This is a genomic window from Streptacidiphilus sp. MAP12-16 (genome assembly GCF_041262165.1).
GTDB lineage: Bacteria > Actinomycetota > Actinomycetes > Streptomycetales > Streptomycetaceae > Streptacidiphilus.
Genome location: NZ_JBGCBY010000013.1, coordinates 100,632 through 116,442 on the forward strand (window position 1 = coordinate 100,632; position 15,811 = coordinate 116,442).

The 15,811-nt window shown below is 69.3% G+C and carries 13 protein-coding genes and 1 tRNA gene; 9 read left to right on the plus strand and 5 right to left on the minus strand.

Going from position 1 to position 15,811, the window contains the following annotated elements; genetic code table 11:
* Positions 1-152 precede the first annotated feature (152 nt).
* On the plus strand, positions 153-878 hold the full coding sequence (gene rph / locus ABIA33_RS19105; RefSeq protein ID WP_370083113.1) for a ribonuclease PH: 726 nt from the start codon (positions 153-155) through the stop codon (positions 876-878).
* A 5-nt stretch (positions 879-883) separates the two neighbouring features.
* Positions 884-1,492 (plus strand): RdgB/HAM1 family non-canonical purine NTP pyrophosphatase, encoded by a 609-nt coding sequence (rdgB, locus tag ABIA33_RS19110; protein ID WP_370083115.1) that lies wholly within the window; start codon positions 884-886, stop codon positions 1,490-1,492.
* A 69-nt stretch (positions 1,493-1,561) separates the two neighbouring features.
* On the opposite strand, the gene ABIA33_RS19115 is transcribed toward rdgB, so the two are convergent.
* Positions 1,562-1,644, minus strand: a tRNA-Leu gene (locus ABIA33_RS19115).
* A 163-nt stretch (positions 1,645-1,807) separates the two neighbouring features.
* The gene (locus tag ABIA33_RS19120) at positions 1,808-2,662 is read right to left on the minus strand and encodes an HNH endonuclease (protein ID WP_370083117.1); all 855 of its coding nucleotides are present in this window, start codon (positions 2,660-2,662) and stop codon (positions 1,808-1,810) included.
* Positions 2,663-3,120: 458 nt separating this feature from the next.
* Between ABIA33_RS19120 and ABIA33_RS19125 the strand changes: the two genes are divergently transcribed.
* A complete protein-coding gene (locus ABIA33_RS19125; RefSeq protein ID WP_370083119.1) occupies positions 3,121-4,680 on the plus strand; it encodes a carbohydrate binding domain-containing protein in 1,560 nt (519 codons plus the stop codon).
* A gap of 138 nt (positions 4,681-4,818) precedes the next feature.
* Complete coding sequence (locus ABIA33_RS19130; protein WP_370083121.1) at positions 4,819-7,173, plus strand: glycosyl hydrolase family 18 protein; 2,355 nt, start codon at positions 4,819-4,821, stop codon at positions 7,171-7,173.
* 66 nt (positions 7,174-7,239) lie between these two features.
* On the opposite strand, the gene bcp is transcribed toward ABIA33_RS19130, so the two are convergent.
* Positions 7,240-7,716 carry a thioredoxin-dependent thiol peroxidase gene (gene bcp / locus ABIA33_RS19135; RefSeq protein ID WP_370083123.1) on the minus strand — a complete coding sequence of 159 codons (477 nt, stop codon included), beginning with the start codon at positions 7,714-7,716 and terminating at the stop codon, positions 7,240-7,242.
* 153 nt (positions 7,717-7,869) lie between these two features.
* Between bcp and ABIA33_RS19140 the strand changes: the two genes are divergently transcribed.
* Together ABIA33_RS19140 and ABIA33_RS19145 are read left to right on the plus strand one after the other, a co-directional pair.
* A complete protein-coding gene (locus ABIA33_RS19140) occupies positions 7,870-8,220 on the plus strand; it encodes a DUF3618 domain-containing protein (protein ID WP_370083125.1) in 351 nt (116 codons plus the stop codon).
* A gap of 169 nt (positions 8,221-8,389) precedes the next feature.
* Positions 8,390-8,692 (plus strand): co-chaperone GroES, encoded by a 303-nt coding sequence (locus ABIA33_RS19145; protein WP_370083345.1) that lies wholly within the window; start codon positions 8,390-8,392, stop codon positions 8,690-8,692.
* Positions 8,693-8,719: 27 nt separating this feature from the next.
* Here the strand turns inward: ABIA33_RS19145 and ABIA33_RS19150 are convergent, their stop codons facing one another.
* Together ABIA33_RS19150 and ABIA33_RS19155 are read right to left on the minus strand one after the other, a co-directional pair.
* Positions 8,720-9,634, minus strand: a complete 915-nt coding sequence (locus ABIA33_RS19150; RefSeq protein WP_370083127.1) for a DUF2690 domain-containing protein — start codon at positions 9,632-9,634, stop codon at positions 8,720-8,722.
* A gap of 498 nt (positions 9,635-10,132) precedes the next feature.
* Positions 10,133-12,571, minus strand: coding sequence for a transglycosylase domain-containing protein (locus ABIA33_RS19155; RefSeq protein ID WP_370083129.1), 2,439 nt, complete (start codon positions 12,569-12,571; stop codon positions 10,133-10,135).
* Between the two features lie 456 nt (positions 12,572-13,027).
* Here ABIA33_RS19155 and ABIA33_RS19160 point away from each other — a divergent pair, with 456 nt between their 5' ends.
* From ABIA33_RS19160 to ABIA33_RS19170, 3 genes are read left to right on the plus strand one after another with little or no spacing between them, the layout of a single operon-like run.
* A complete protein-coding gene (locus ABIA33_RS19160; protein WP_370083131.1) occupies positions 13,028-13,912 on the plus strand; it encodes an ABC transporter permease in 885 nt (294 codons plus the stop codon).
* Positions 13,905-14,729 (plus strand): ABC transporter permease, encoded by an 825-nt coding sequence (locus ABIA33_RS19165; RefSeq protein WP_370083133.1) that lies wholly within the window; start codon positions 13,905-13,907, stop codon positions 14,727-14,729. The genes ABIA33_RS19160 and ABIA33_RS19165 overlap by 8 nt, the downstream gene beginning before the upstream one ends.
* Positions 14,730-14,769: 40 nt before the next feature.
* On the plus strand, positions 14,770-15,756 hold the full coding sequence (locus ABIA33_RS19170; RefSeq protein WP_370083135.1) for an ATP-binding cassette domain-containing protein: 987 nt from the start codon (positions 14,770-14,772) through the stop codon (positions 15,754-15,756).
* Positions 15,757-15,811 lie beyond the last annotated feature (55 nt).

The window sequence follows — 15,811 nt, forward strand, 5'->3', positions numbered from 1 at the left end:
GACCGCCCCTCGCGAGGGGCACAGTCGACGGCCCGCGCAATCCGTACGACCGCACGACCGGTCGAACGGCGCGCGGGCCGTCGGCATGTGCGACGCGGGCTCGTCCCAGGTCGTGCGGCGGGGGGTCAATCGCACCCGATAGGGTCGGAACCATGACACGCAACGACGGCCGCGCCCTCGACCAGCTCCGCCACATCACCATCGAACGCGGCTGGAGCAAGCACGCCGAGGGCTCCGTAATGGTTTCCTTCGGGGACACGCGGGTGCTGTGCACCGCCAGCGTCACGGAGGGTGTGCCGCGGTGGCGGCGAGGGACCGGCGAGGGATGGGTGACCGGCGAGTACGCGATGCTGCCGCGCGCCACCAACACCCGCAACGACCGCGAGTCCGTGCGCGGCAGGATCGGTGGGCGGACCCACGAGATCAGCCGCCTGATCGGCCGTTCGCTCCGCGGCGTGGTCGACACCCGGGCACTGTCCGAGAACACCATCGCCATCGACTGCGACGTGCTCCAGGCGGACGGCGGCACCCGTACGGCGGCGATCACCGGTTCGTACGTCGCCCTGGTGGACGCGGTGCGCTGGGCGCAGGAGAAGAAGATCACCCGGGCGAAGGTCGATCCGATCATCGGTTCGGTGAGCGCGGTCAGCGTCGGCATCGTCGGCGGCCTGGCCATGCTGGACCTCAACTACGAGGAGGACGTCCGCGCCGAGACCGACATGAACATCGTCTGCACCGGTGACGGCAAGTTCGTGGAGGTCCAGGGCACGGCGGAGGCCGAGCCGTTCGACCGGGCGATGCTCGACCAACTGCTGGACCTGGGGCAGCTGGGCTGCGCGGAGCTGGAAGCGATCCAGCGCAAGGCCCTGGAGGGCTGAGCGGGATGGCTGCTCATCGACTCATTCTCGCCACCAGGAACGCGCACAAGGTGGGCGAACTCCGGGCGATTCTCGGCGCCGCCAGCCTGGAGGTCGAACTGATCGGCGCGGACGCCTACCCGGAGATTCCGGACGTGGCCGAGACCGGGGTGACCTTCGCGGAGAACGCCCTGCTCAAGGCCCACGCGCTGGCGCAGGCCACGGGGCTTCCCGCGGTCGCGGACGACTCCGGACTGTGCGTGGACGTGCTGGGCGGCTCCCCGGGGATCTTCTCCGCGCGGTGGGCCGGGAAGCACGGCGACGACAAGGCCAACCTCGACCTGCTGCTCGCCCAGCTGAGCGACATCGCCACCCCCCACCGCGCCGCGCACTTCGCCTGTGCGGCGGCCCTGGCACTGCCCGACGGCACGGAGCGGGTCGTGGAAGGCCAGCTCCGCGGAACCCTACGGTTCGACCCCGTCGGCACCAACGGCTTCGGCTACGACCCCATCCTCCAGCCCGACGGGTATGAAGTGACCTGCGCGGAGCTCTCCCCGACCGAAAAGAACGCCATCAGCCACCGCGGCGAAGCCTTCCGCGCGCTGGTCCCAGTAGTCCGCGAGCTGCTCGCCTGAGGCCGTACAAATCGAAGGCCCGCCCTCACGACTACTGAGGGCGGGCCTTCGATTCAAAGGTACTTCTTGTGCGGCCGGAGGGATTTGAACCCTCACGCTGTCTCCAGCACCGCGATCTAAACGCGGGGCGTCTGCCGTTCCGCCACGGCCGCAGTTCCTCCACCATATCGTCCCTGCCGGTCCCGTCGCCACGGTCATTGCTGCGGCCAAGCCATCGTCTGAGGCAGTCGCAGGTCCACTGTGGATGTCAACCTGCCGAGCTCCTACCGTGCTCCGCACGGATGGTTCGCCTATGCAATGTGATGCCGAGAAGGGCTAGCCGCGCAGGTGGAGCTTGTTGCGACCGCAGTATGTATCGGTGGTGGCATGACAGTTCGGGCAGAGAAGGCGGAGATTGCTCGGCGTGTTGTTGAGCCAGTCACCGTCGATGTGATCGAGTTCTAGCGTCATGAGGCGCCCCCGCCATTCGGGGCCGGTTCCGCATTCGGCGCAGATCTCCTCCCAGCCGATGGAAATCAGCATATTCCGGAGCTGCTCGCCCTTAGGGCGACGGCTGCCCGCAGAGAGCTTGACCAGGAGGTCTTCAGGCTTGCGGCGGGGGCCGATGATCAGGCCCCGACTGTAGGCACGCCCCGTGAAGTGTGAGGTGTCGAGGTTGAATTGACCGATCCCATGCTTGATGCGCCGTCGGGCAGTGGTGCTGTCCGGGAGACGAAGTTCGCGCATGACGCCTGAGATGCTGCGATTGCTAGCTACGGCTCTCGTCAGCTCGTCGCGGGAGATCACCGTGGGCACACCGAGGGGCGAGGCTTGCCCCGGCGTGAAGTGAGACGTACAGATACCGAAGTGCGCAAGGCGCTTCTTCAGGTAGGAGTAGGCGCTGTCGTACGGCTCCACGCCCAGGTGGTCCATCAATGATCGGATGCTCGTGCTGTTGGCTGCTGCGTCAACCAGTTCCTCTCGACTGTAGGAACGCCGTCCGTAATCGGGCCGCCCCAGGTGGGTGAAGTGGGAGGTGTCGATGTCGTAGTGCTTGAGGCGCTTGCTCAGGTAGCTGTGGGTGCCGCCGGCCATGGGCACGCCGAGACGGCGCATCATCTCGTTGATGCTCTTGGACTGGGCGGCCAGCTCGGTGAGGAGTTCGCGGGTGTACTTGGTCTGGGTGGTCATGGAGTCTGCCTCCTGCGGCGGGGGTGATGGCGCGCGCGGAGGAGGGGGGTGGGGGTGTCCACTCGACCGGATCTCTGCGGCGTCGTCAGTCGAGTGGAGCGTGGGGCCGTGCCCTGGGGGTGTTGGCCTCGGATGGGTCAACGAGGGGCGAACTGGTGGGTTACGCCGTTCGGGGTGTGAGCTGGGTCACAGGGGGTCCATGATGGTGATGAGGGGTGTGGTTGAGACCAATAGGACTAGGCCACTACGACTCGCAACGCCGCTGAGCTGCATGTCTTGTGAACCTTAAGGAAGCTTAAGTGACACGTTGCCAAATAGGGTCTTGACGACAGGGGTTGGTCCAGGCCAATTTATGCGTCACACGGTAGCTACCGGGGAGTCGCGTGGGGGCTCCGGACCCGACTGCCGCAGTAGTTCCGCAGGTTCAGTGACCGATGGTGTTGTTGCGGAGGCAGAAGATGGTCGGCAAGCCCACACCTACTGGGACGAGACGGGTACTGATCGGCGTCTGTTGCGCCGCACTGCTCGGGACCGGAGGGCTCCTCGCCTCCGGTGGGGCCGCGCAGGCGAGCACCACGCAACTGCTGCTCAACCCCGGCTTCGAGAGTGGGAACCTGAGCAGCTGGACCTGCTCCAGCGCGGACAAGGTCGTCACCAGCCCCGTCGCGGCGGGCTCCTATGCGCTGTCGGGGACCCCTGCGGGCTCGGACTTCGCGCAGTGCGCGCAGACGGTCGCCGTCGCGCCGAACTCGACCTACACGCTGTCCGGGCAGGTCGAGGGCAGCTACGTCTACCTGGGTGCCACGGGCACCGGTGTCTCGGCGAGCAACTGGACGCCGAGTGCGACGAGTTGGAGCACCCTCAGCACGTCGTTCACGACCGGCGCGACGACGACGTCGGTGCAGGTCTACGTGCACGGGTGGTACGCGCAGCCGACGTTCTACGCGGACTCGCTGTCGCTGGTCGGCCCTGCGGCGGGCGGAGCGACGGGAAGTCCCACCCCAAGTGCCTCCGCCTCCGCCTCCGCCAGCCCGAGCGCCAGCCCCAGCGCCTCGGCCAGCCCCACGGCGACTGCCACCCCCACGCCCACCGGAACCGCCACACCGCCCCCTGCGGACACCGGCTTCCGGCACCCGGTCTACATGATGCCGCTGGACAACTCCCCCCAGTCCATCTCCGACATCATCGCCAACTCCGGTGAGAACGAGTTCCTCTTCGCCTTCGTGCTGGACTCCGGCGGCTGCACCCCCGCCTGGGGCGGCAACGCCAGTACCCCGGTGTCGTCCGACACTGCCGTCCTCGCGGACGTCAACGCGGCCCGCGCCGCCGGCGGCGACGCCGCGGTGTCGTTCGGCGGCTACAACGGCACCGAGCTGGGCTCGACCTGCGGCAGCTCGTCCGCGCTCGCCGCGGCGTATCAGCAGGTCATCAACAAGTACAAGCTCAACCGGATCGACCTGGACTGGGAGAACGGCAGCCTGGACGCCAACATGGCCGTCCGCTGGGGCGCCATCAAGCAGTTGGAGGCAGCCAACCCCAACCTGAAGGTCACCGTCACCATCCCGATGACGACAGTCGGCCTGCCCGACACCGGTCGGGACGAGATCCAGCAGGCGATCAACAACGGTGCGCGGATCGACCGGGTCAACATCATGGACTTCGACTTCGGCCTGACCAGCGGCACCGAGACCAGCGCGGCCGAGACCGTTGCGAACGACGTCGTCGCCCAGCTGCAGAAGCTGTACGGCTGGGACGCGGCCACGGCCTGGGCGCACCTGAGCGTGCAGCTGATGAACGGTCACACCGACCAGGGCAGCGAGCTGTTCACCCAGTCCACCTTCACCGACCTGCTCGGATTCGTCCAGGCGAACCACGCCGCCGCCTTCTCCTACTGGGCGGTCAACCGGGACCGGGTCTGCGACCCGAACGTCGTCCACAACTGGGCGGACGGGATGTGCAGCAGCGTCACCCAGAACCCGTACGACTTCACCAAGATCACCACTCAGTTCAACGGCTGAACCGACTGCCGCTGAACGCCCCCACAGTCCACCCGCGCCGGGCCGCGTCGTGCATCCCCCACAGATCTCTCGTGCATGTCGTGCTCACAGTCCGGCGCGGGTGTCCAACACCCCCTCTCTCCCTCCAGGAGTCCTGTAATGCCAGAACGTGCCCTGCCCGCTCCCCGTGGCCCCGAGCGGAGCATGAAGCGCGCCACCGCGCTCGCCACCGCGACGGTGCTGATAGCAGGATCCGCAGCGCTCGCCACGACCATCACCGGGGCCAGTGCCGCGTCCACCAATCTGCTGACCAACGGTGACTTCGAGAGCGGCAGCCTGAGCGGCTGGACCTGTTCGACGCTGGACAGCGTCGTGGGGTCGCCGGTGCACGGCGGCTCGCACGCACTGCTCGGTGCGGCGTCCAGCTCGGACAACGCGCAGTGCACGCAGACGGTGACCGTGCTGCCGAACACCACGTACAGCCTGTCCGGGTACGTCGAGGGCGCGTACGTGTACATCGGCGCGACGGGTACGGGCGTGTCGGCGAGCAACTGGACGCCGAGTGCCACGAGTTGGCAGCAGCTGACGACGTCCTTCACGACGGGCGCGTCGACCACCTCGGTGCAGGTGTACACGCACGGGTGGTACGGCCAGGGCTCGTTCTATGCCGACGACATCACGCTGACCGGCCCGGGTGGTGCGACCGGCAGCCCTTCCGCGAGTGCCTCGGCGAGCGCGTCGGCCTCCGCGTCCGCATCGGCTTCCGCTTCCGCGTCCCCGAGTGCCAGTGCCAGCGCGTCCCCCTCGGCGAGCGCGAGCGCGAGCGCCAGCGCGTCCGCGTCCCCCACTCCGACCAGCACGGGCACCAGCGGCACGGGCACGGGTCCGACCGGTGACGGCCTGGTCGGCACCCCGGCCGGTGTCACCGCCAAGGTCACCAACACGGCCGTGACCCTGTCCTGGCCCGCTGTCACCGACAACTCCCAGACCGGCGACACCCCGGGCTACTACGTGTACTCGGGCTCCAACCTGGTGGCGACGTCGATGGGCACGTCGGTGACCGTCAGCTCGCTGCTGCCGAACACCGCCTACTCGTTCACGGTCCAGGGCTACGACAAGGACGGCCACGCCTCCGCGCAGTCGGCGGCCGTGGCCGCGACCACCGGCGCGGCGGCGACCGGGGCGATGAAGTCCGGGTACTTCGACCAGTGGTCGATCTACGGCAACGCCTACTACCCGAAGAACGTGGGCACGTCCGGTGCGGCGGCCAATCTGAAGGTGATCACCTACGCCTTCGAGAACATCGACCCGTCCTCGCACACCTGCTTCGAGGCAGTGAAGGCCAGCGACTCGACCAACGAGGCGGACCCCAACGCTGGTGACGGCGCGGGCGACGCCTTCGCCGACTACCAGAAGTCGTACACCTCGGACGTGAGCGTGGACGGCAGCTCGGACACCTGGTCGCAGCCGATCAAGGGCAACTTCAACCAGCTCCGCGAGCTCAAGGCGAAGTACCCGAACCTGCGGATCAACCTCTCCATCGGCGGCTGGACCTACTCCAAGTACTTCTCGGACGCGGCGGCCACCGACGCCTCCCGCAAGGCGTTCGTGTCCTCCTGCCTCAACATGTTCATCAAGGGCAACCTGCCGACCAACGTCGCGGGTGACGCGTCCGGCGGCACGGGCTCGGCGGCGGGCCTGTTCGACGGCATCGACATCGACTGGGAGTACCCGGGTTCCGCGGGCGGTCACACCGGCAACCACTACTCGGCCGCCGACACCGCCAACTACAGTGCCCTGCTCGCGGAGTTCCGCACCGAGCTGGACGCCTACGGCAGCAGCATCGGCAAGCACTTCCTGCTGACCGCGGCGCTGCCCAGCGGTCAGGACAAGATCGCGACGATCCAGCCGGCGCAGATCGCCAAGTCCCTGGACTACGGCGACATCATGACCTACGACATGCACGGCGCGTGGGACGCGACCGGCCCGACGAACCTTCAGGACCCGCTGCACAACAGCGCTTCCGACCCGAGCAAGGCCATCGCGCCCGGCACGGAGAAGTACAACGTCGACGCCACCATCAACGCGTACACCAACGGAGACTCGGCGTACGGGATCACCGGCGGCTTCCCGGCCAACAAGATCATCCTCGGGGTGCCGTTCTACTTCCGCGGCTGGACCGGCGTCCCGGCGGGCAGCAACTCCGGCCTGTACCAGTCCGCGACCGGGGCCAGCCCGGCCCAGACGTTCACCCAGCAGGCCGGCATCGCGGACTGGAAGGAGCTCGCCGCCAAGGGCCTGACCAGCGGTGCCAGCGTCCACTGGGACGCGACCACGCAGAGCTCCTGGATCTACGACGGCACCAACTTCTTCACCGGTGACACCCCGCAGGCGATCACGGCGCGCGGTTCGTACGCGTCGTCGAAGGGCCTGGGCGGCATCTTCGCCTTCTCCTTCGAGGGTGACGACTCCTCCGGCACGCTGATCAACACGATGAACAGCTCCATGCAGTAGTAGGCAGGAGCGGCACCGCAATACGGGAAGGGCGGCACACCACCGGGTGTGCCGCCCTTCTGCGGGTCAGACCTCGAGGTCCCGGATCAGTTTGGCGACGTGGCCGGTGGCCTTCACGTTGTAGAGAGCCCGCTCGACCTTGCCGTGCTCGTCCACGATCACCGTGGAGCGGATCACGCCGACGACGGTCTTTCCGTAGAGGCTCTTCTCACCGAAGGCCCCGTAGGCCTTGAGGACCTCCTTCTCGGGGTCCGCCAGCAGGGTGACCTTGAGGTGCTCCTTCTCGCGGAACTTGCCCAGCTTCTCGGGCTTGTCCGGGGAGATCCCGATGACGTCGTAGCCGGCCCCGGCGAGCAGGTCCAGGTTGTCCGTGAAGTCGCACGCCTGCTTGGTGCAGCCGGGCGTCAGCGCGGCGGGGTAGAAGTAGACGATGACCTTGCGGCCGAGGTGGTCGGCGAGGGAGACCGGCTTGCCGTCGGCGTCGGGGAGGGAGAAGGCCGGGGCGGTGTCGCCTGGCTCCAGCTTCGTCTGGGCGTCCGTCATGAGGGTTGCTCCTGTGCGTCTTGGGTAGCGGTCGTGCCAAGACGAACGTACTCCTCGGGGCGTCCTGGGCGGGGTGCCGCTGCGCGCGGCGGCGGGTGACCTGACAAACTGTCCCATAGGCGAATTCGGCAGGCAGCGGAGGAAGGTGGGCTCGTGGGCGAGGTCAGCACGAGGGGCAAGGGCGGTGGCCCGGACGGGCGCACCGCCGCGCAGATCGAGGCGGATATCGTCCGGACCCGTCAGCAACTCGCCGCGACCCTGGACGAGCTGGCGGTCGCGGTCCACCCGTCCACGATCGTCGGCAAGGCGCGGGCCGACGCCATGGCGGCGGTGGACCGTACGGCGGGTCGGGCTTTCGTGGCGGTCAGCCGGAGCGTGGAGCAGGCGCGGTCGCAGTTCGTGGACGAGAAGGGCAGTCCGCGCATGGAGCGGATCGTGCCGGTCGCGGCTGTCGCCGCGGCGGCTGTGGCGGGTTTCGTCCTGCTTCGTCGCAGCAAGAAGTAGTCGGGAATCAGCCAGGAAGTAGTCCGGTCGGGAACTCGGCGGGCTGGTGGGGTCGCTCCACTGGTCCGCTGCTGTGCGCGCTGGTTCGGTCGGTCCGGTGTACGGTCCTGGAGTGAGTGAATCGTCTGTCGCCAAGCACGGCTCCTTCGGTGAGAAGCTGCCCATCAGGATGCTGCACGACCGGTTGCTGGTCCGTACGGACAGTCCGGAGGGTGACCGCCGTTCGACCGGCGGGATCCTTATCCCCGCGACCGCCGCGCTGAGCAAGAGGTGCGCGTGGGCGGAGGTTGTGGCCGTAGGCCAGAACGTGCGTTCGATCGAACCGGGTGACCGGGTGCTGTACGACCCCGAGGACCGCGCCGAGGTCGAGGTGCGCGGCCAGCTCTACGTCCTGCTGCGCGAGCGCGACGTCCACGCCGTCGCCTCCGAGCGGGTGGGCGACAGCGGCGGCACCACCGGCCTGTACCTCTGAAGCCGCGCCCGGAGGCGGCACGCCGGCTTACCCGCGCGGCACCGCGCTGGGCGCGTTGAGGGTCGGCGCGTTGAGAGTCGAGGTGCAGGCGCGGCCGGCCGGCTGGACCCCGCAGACCCGCAACGCGGTGCGGGGGTCGCTGGCGTCGACCATCGCGGAGTAGTTGTCGTAGCCCCAGTGGATCAGCGCTGTCTCCTGCTGGCCCGTGCTGGTGGTGATCGTGGCCGTGTCGCCGGGCGCCCCGTCGGTGAGCGCGGCCCAGGCCGCCTGGCAGCGGGCGCTGTAGTGGACGTAGAGGATGACTTTGCCGTCGTTGGCGGTTTGCAGCGTCCTGACGTCTGTTCCGCAGCCGGTGGACTGGGGGTCCTTGCCGGCGCAGCCGATGCCCGTGCAGAAGGGTGCACTGGTGGCCGGGTCCGGAGTCTTCGCGGTGATGACGTGCGGCGCTGAACCGGTCGAGCCGCTCCAGGGCGACAGCCACAGCACGCAGACCGCGGCGACCAGTACGGCCGCGGCCGCCGAGCCCCAGAGCAGCGGCCGCCGCAGCAGCGGAACGGACCGGCCGGACGCGGGGTCGGGTTCGGGCTCGGTCACAGGTAGGGCTTCGGCTTCCACGCGAGCTTCGGTACGGGCTTCCACGCGGGCTTCGGCGCGGCCAGCGGGCCGGGGCGCATCGTCCGCCGCCGCCGACGCCTGTTCCAACATGGCCCGCAGGAGCACTGCGTCGCAGTCCACCGCCGCGACCAGGGCGTCGAGCCCCTGCTCGGTGATCAGGCGCTTGCCGTTGAGCCAGCGCTCCCAGGAGGCCTTGCTGAAGTGGGTCGCCTTCGCCAGTTCGGCCAGGCTCAACTGGTGCGCGTCCTTGACCGCGCGCAGGTGCTCGGTCAGGCGCCGGGCGGGCTCCGGGAGGTCATCGGGCAGCGGCATCCAGGCGGCATTCATCGGGCAGTCCTCGCAGGCACGTGTGTCGGAGTGATCTCGGCGAGGGCGCGCGCGGGTGGCGCGACGCCGAGGGTCGGCGTCGCGCAGCTCCTGCGGTGGTGCGACGAATTCCAGCCGACCGGCGCGGCCCCCGCGTGTCTCACATACGTGCCGGTGCGGCGTCTCAAGCTGCAGGTCACAGCCCTGAGACGGACAGCAGTGTCTCATGATCCGCACAGGTAGTCGAACAACTGTGGGTGGCTACGCCACAGTTGCAGGGCGTCCGGTGGCAGCGCCGAGCGCACTGCGGCGAGGAGATGCGTCCGGGGCCCACGGGGGTGGCGTCCGGGCGCAGAGTGTTGACCCCGCCGAGGAAAACGGGGGCATCGGCGGGGTCGGCGCTGCTGCCGTGACGTTCGGACCACGATGCGATCGGCGTCGGGCTGGGCGCGGAGCTCGGGGTGGGAGTCGCCGACGCGGAGGGGAGGTGCTGCCGCCGGGCAGCCCCTGCCCCGCCGCCTACGGCACCGCCGTCGCGTTGGGCGTGGCCCCGGCCGGGGGCGCCGAGTTCGAGGGGACCGCGGTGGGCGTCGGCGAGCTCGGCGGCGTCGCGGTCTGGGTCGGAACCGTGGCCGTCGGGGTCGGGACGGGCTGCTGGGAGGGAGTCGCCGAGGGGGTGGCCACCGGCGTCGGGCTGGAGCTGACCGTGTTGCTGGGAGCACTGCTCGGGGTGCTGCTCGGCGTGCTGGACGGCGCGGCCGTGGACGTGTCGGGTGCGGCGTTGAGGCTGAAGTCCTGGACGGCCTTGCCGTCCAGCGCCGAGTTCATGTAGTCCGTCCAGATCTGGGTGGGGAAGGACCCACCGTTGACGCGGGTGACTCCCGCGGCGTCGCCCAGCGAGAGCCGCGCGTGGCTGTTGGGGTCCTCGGCGAAGAGCCCGACCGAGGTGACCAGTTGCGGCGTGTAGCCGATGAACCAGGCGGACTTGTTGTCGTCGGTGGTGCCGGTCTTGCCGGCCGCCGGACGGCCGAGGCCGGTGGCGAGGTAGCCGGTGCCGCTGGGGCTGACGACGTCCTGCAGGACGGAGGTGACCGAGTCCGCGGTGGTGCGGTCGAACGCCTGGGTCGCCTTGTGCTCGGGCAGGGGCTTGTTCGTGCCGTCATGGGTCAGTGCCTGGACGGACCAGGGCGTGATCTGCTGCCCGTGGTTGTCGAGGGTGGCGTAGGCCCCGGCCATCTGGACGGCGTTGGGGGTTGCCACGCCGAGGGCGATGGCCGGGTTGCTCGCGCTCATGTCGGGAGTGTCCGAGGGGAGGCCGGCGGCGATGGCTGCCTTGCGGACGTTGTTCAGGCCCGCGTCGGCGGCCTCCTGTGCGTACACCGAGTTGACGGACTTCGCCATGGCGCGGCGCAGCGTGATCTGGCCGTAGTCCTGGCCGTCCTCGTTGGGCGGTGCGTAGGACGTCCCGTTGGGCAGGCCCTGGACGGTGCGTCCGCTCGTCCCGTCGTAGTAGGTCGAGGGGGTGATGCTGCGCCCGTCCTGGGTGCTGGCCTTGTTCTGGAGTCCGGCGGCGAGGTCGAAGGCCTTGAAGGTGGAGCCGACCTGGATGTCCGTGCGTAGAGCGTCGTTGAACTGCTGGGTGGCGTAGTTCGGGCCGCCGTAGGCGGCGACGAGCTTGCCCGTGGTGGGGTCGACCGAGCCGGCCGCGGCGCGGACGTCCTTGGCCTTGGCGGTGTTGGGGAGCTGGTTGGCGAACTCCGTCTTCACGGCGGCGGCGAGGGCGTCCTGGTCCTTCTTGTCGAAGGTGGTGGTGATCTTCCAGCCGCCTGCGGCGAGGGTGGCGGGGTCGACGATGTTGTTGTCGTTGAGGTAGTGGTCGGCGATGTCGATGAGGTAGCCGGCCTGGCCGCTGACTCCCGGGGTGCTGCCCGGGGCCTTGGTGGTGGGGAAGGTCATGGCGTTGCGGTCGCTCTGGCTGATCCAGCCGAGTTTGACCATGCCGTCGAGGACGTAGTTCCAGCGGTACACGGCTGCGGTCTTCCCGGCCTGGGTGGCGGTGCCGACGTCGTAGGCACTGGGGGCCTGGAGCAGGGCGGCGAGGTAGGCGGACTGGGGCACGCTCAGCTGGGAGGCGTTGATCCCGTAGTAGGCCTGGGCTGCTGCCTGGATGCCATAGGCGTTGCGGCCGAAGTAGCTGGTGTTGAGGTAGCCGGCCATGATCTGGTCCTTGCTCTCGGTCTGGTCGACCTTGAGCGAGATGAAGAACTCCTTGGCCTTGCGGCTGACGGTCTGGTCCTGGGTCAGGTAGTAGTTCTTCACGTACTGCTGGGTGATGGTGGAGCCGCCTTGGAGGCCCTTGCCGCTCAGGGTGTCCCAGGCGGCCCGGACGGTGCCGGTGAGGCTGACGCCGTTGTTGCTGTAGAAGGTGCGGTCCTCGGCGGAGACCGCGGCGTGCTGCATGTTGGCCGAGACCTGCTCGATGGGGACGGAGATGCGGTTGGTCTGCCCGGTCCGGCCGAGCTCGGTCTTGCCGTCGGAGTAGTAGTAGACGTTGCTCTGCGCGGTGGCGGAGGCGTTGGGGTCGGGCACCTTGACGATCACGTACATCGCGACGAAGGCGCCGGTGCCGAGGAGGGCCAGGCCCAGCAAAGTGGAGACGGCCATGCGCCAGGTCGGGAAGATGCGGCGCCACCAGGGTTTGGCCTTGCGGGCGGCCTTGCGGGCCTGTGTCTTGGCTCGGCGCCGGTCACTGCGGCTGCCGCCCATCCCGCCGCCCTCGGTGCGGTCCTCGACGGCGAGGGTGTCCGGGTCCAGTGGGTGGCTGAGGTTGTCGGGGTCGCCGGGCTGACCGGGGTGAGCGGGGTGAGCGGGGTGAGCGGGGTGAGCGGGCTGGTCTGGCCGGGCGCCCCAGGTCGGACCCCAGTCGTCTCCCTGAGGTCCTTCGGGCTCCCTGCTCATCCGCGTACCGCTCCTTGTTTCGACGTTTTCGACGTTCTCAGCAACGCAAAGTAACCACCTGCGGACACCTTGCCGTGGATTATGTTCCTGTAAGTCCCAGGACGCCCCTTTCAGGGCGATCGTGTCCACCTTGCCGCACGGAGCTGTGTGCTCGTGGCCGGATGAGCGCGGGCGGGGCCGATTGTGGCGGGGTTGTGACACCGACACTCTCTTCTGCGCCGGTGTGCGGGGAAATTCGGTGACGACGGGTGGCTGGGTCGCTACCCTGTGAAGGCCTGCGTCCGCAGGCACGACAACCACATAGACCAGCCGCACCGAGACCAAGCCCCTCGCGCGCACCCCCGGGTGTTCGCGATCGGGGCCTACTTGGCGTGCCCTTCCGCTCTGGTGGCTATGGGGTGCGCCATGTCGACATATCGACCCTGCACTCTACCTGGAAAGGACCGTGGTCCCCCGATGGCGCAGCTCGCCGCCCTCGCCCACCCGCCCGAACGCAGCCGTCCCCGCGTACAGCTCCTGCCGTCCGGACGCCTGTACGCGTCCGTCGCCCGCGGCAGCTTCCGCCGCTACGCCACCTACCGCGCAGCGACCTGGGCGGGCGTGATCACCAACACCGTGTTCGGGTTCTTCATCGCCTACACCTACCAGGCGCTCTGGCGGGTCCGCCCGCACCTCGGTGGCTACGACGCGAGCGCCGCCCTCACCTACGTCTGGCTCGGCCAGGCCCTGCTGATGCCCGTCGCCGCGGAGGGCGGCGGAGTCCAGGACGATCTGGAGGCCCGGATCACCTCGGGCGACATCGCCGTGGACCTGTACCGCCCGGTCGACCTGCAGGTCTGGTGGCTTGCCAACGACCTCGGCCGTGCCTGCTACCACCTGCTCGCCCGGGGTGTGGCGCCGATGGTGGTCGGGAGCATCGCCTTCGCGCTGCGGATGCCCGGTGGCGGGGCCCTCGACGCGACGCTCACCTGGGCCGGCTTCCTGGTCTCCGTGCTGCTCGCCGTGGTGGTCAGCTTCGCGCTGCGCTACCTGGCCTCGCTGACCAGCTTCTGGTTGCTCGACGCGCGCGGCGTCCGGCAGATCACGGTGGTGCTGGGGATGTTCTTCTCCGGCTTTCTGCTGCCGCTGGCCCTCTTCCCGGCCGGTATCGCCGCAGTGGCCGAGCACCTGCCCTGGGCCGCGATGATCCAGATCCCGCTGGACGTGTTCCTGCAGCGGCGGACCGGCCTGGGACTCCTCGCCGCGCTCGGCGTCCAGTCGGGCTGGGCGGCGGCGCTGCTGGGCGCGGGCCGGCTGATGCAGCGGGCGGCGATGCGCAAGGTGGTGGTCCAGGGTGGCTGAGGCGCTCGTCCGCGCCCGCAGCGCGTTGCGGGCCTACCTGCTGATCGCCGGGATGTGGCTGCGGGCGTCGCTGGCCTACCGTGCCTCGTTCTGGATGACCACCGTCGGCAACGCCGTCACCTCCGCGCTCGACTTCGTCGTCATCGCCTTCATGTTCCTGCACGCCAAGGCCCTCGGCGGCTGGACGCTTCCCCAGGTCGCCTTCCTGTACGGGACCTCGGGCCTGACCCTGGGCCTCGCCGACCTGCTGGTCGGCAGCCTGGACCAGCTCGGCCGGCGGGTCCGCGACGGCTCGGTGGACACCGTGCTGGTCCGCCCCGCCGCGGCGCTGGCGCAGCTCAGCGCCGACCGCTTCGCGCTGCGCCGGGTCGGCCGGGTGACGCAGTCGGCGCTGATCCTGGCCTGGTCCCTGGACCGGCTGCGGCTGGACTGGACGCCGGGGCGGCTGCTCGTGATGGTCGTCCTGGTGGTGTGCGGGACCGTCATCTTCGGCTCGGTCTTCGTCGCCGGGGCGGCCTTCCAGTTCTTCGCCACCGACGCCGCGGAGGTGCAGAACTCCCTCACCTACGGCGGCGCGACCATGCTCCAGTACCCGCCGACCGTGTACGCCCGCGACCTGGTCCGGGGCGCGGTGTACGGGGTGCCGCTGGCCTTCGTCAACTGGCTGCCGGCGATGTACCTGCTGGACCGCCCCGACACCCTCGGCCTGCCCGGCTGGTACCGCTTCGCCTCGCCGCTGGCCGCGCTGGTCTGTGCGACGGCGGCCGCCCTCGCCTGGCGCGCCGGAATCCGCTCGTACCGCAGTACCGGCAGCTGACCCCCAGCGAATTGACGATCCATCAGGAGGTACACGCCCCATGGGCATCATCGAGGTCGAGAACGTCGCCAGGACCTTCACCGTGCGCCGCAAGGTCGGCAGGATCCGACGCGAGCGCACGGAGGTGCGGGCCGTGGAGGGTCTGAGCTTCACCGTGGACGAGGGGGAGATGGTCGGCTACATCGGTCCCAACGGCGCGGGGAAGTCCACCACCATCAAGATGCTCACCGGCATCCTGGTCCCCAGCGCGGGACGGCTGCGGGTCGCCGGCGCCGACCCGTCGCGCGAGCGGGTGCGGCTCGCCCGCCGCATCGGCGTGGTCTTCGGACAGCGCACCACCCTGTGGTGGGACCTGCCGCTGCGCGACTCGTACGAGTTGGCCCGGCGGATCTACCGGATCGAGGACGCCCGCTACCGGCGCAACCTCGACCGCTGCGTCGAACTCCTGGAACTGGCAGCGCTGCTGGACACGCCGGTACGCCAACTCTCGCTGGGCCAGCGGATGCGCGGGGACATCGCCGCCGCGCTGCTGCACGACCCGGAGGTGCTGTACCTGGACGAGCCGACCATCGGCCTGGACGTGATCAGCAAGAACCGGGTCCGGGAGTTCCTCGCCGAGGTCAACTCCGAGGCGGGCACGACGGTGCTGCTCACCACCCACGACCTCACCGACATCGAGCGCCTCTGCTCGCGGGTGATGGTCATCGACCACGGGCGCGTGGTCTACGACGGCGGGCTCGACGGCCTGCACGAGACGGGGCGCAGCGAACGCACCCTGGTGGTGGATCTCGCGGTGCCCGCCGCCCCGATCGCCGTGCCGGGGGCGCGGGTGGTCCGGGTCGAGGGCCCGCGCCAGTGGCTCGCCTTCCCGGCGGCGGAGAGTGCTGCTCCGCTGGTGGCGGCGATCGCGGCGAGCTATCCGCTGGTCGACCTGTCGGTCCGGGAGCCGGCGATCGAGGATGTGATCGCGCGCATGTACAGCGGCGAGGTGGAGACGGAGACGGAGGCGGAGGCGGCGGTGGTGTAGCCGGGCGGGTATTGAATTGGTCCAGACCAAATGCGATCACCTGGAGATGATCCGT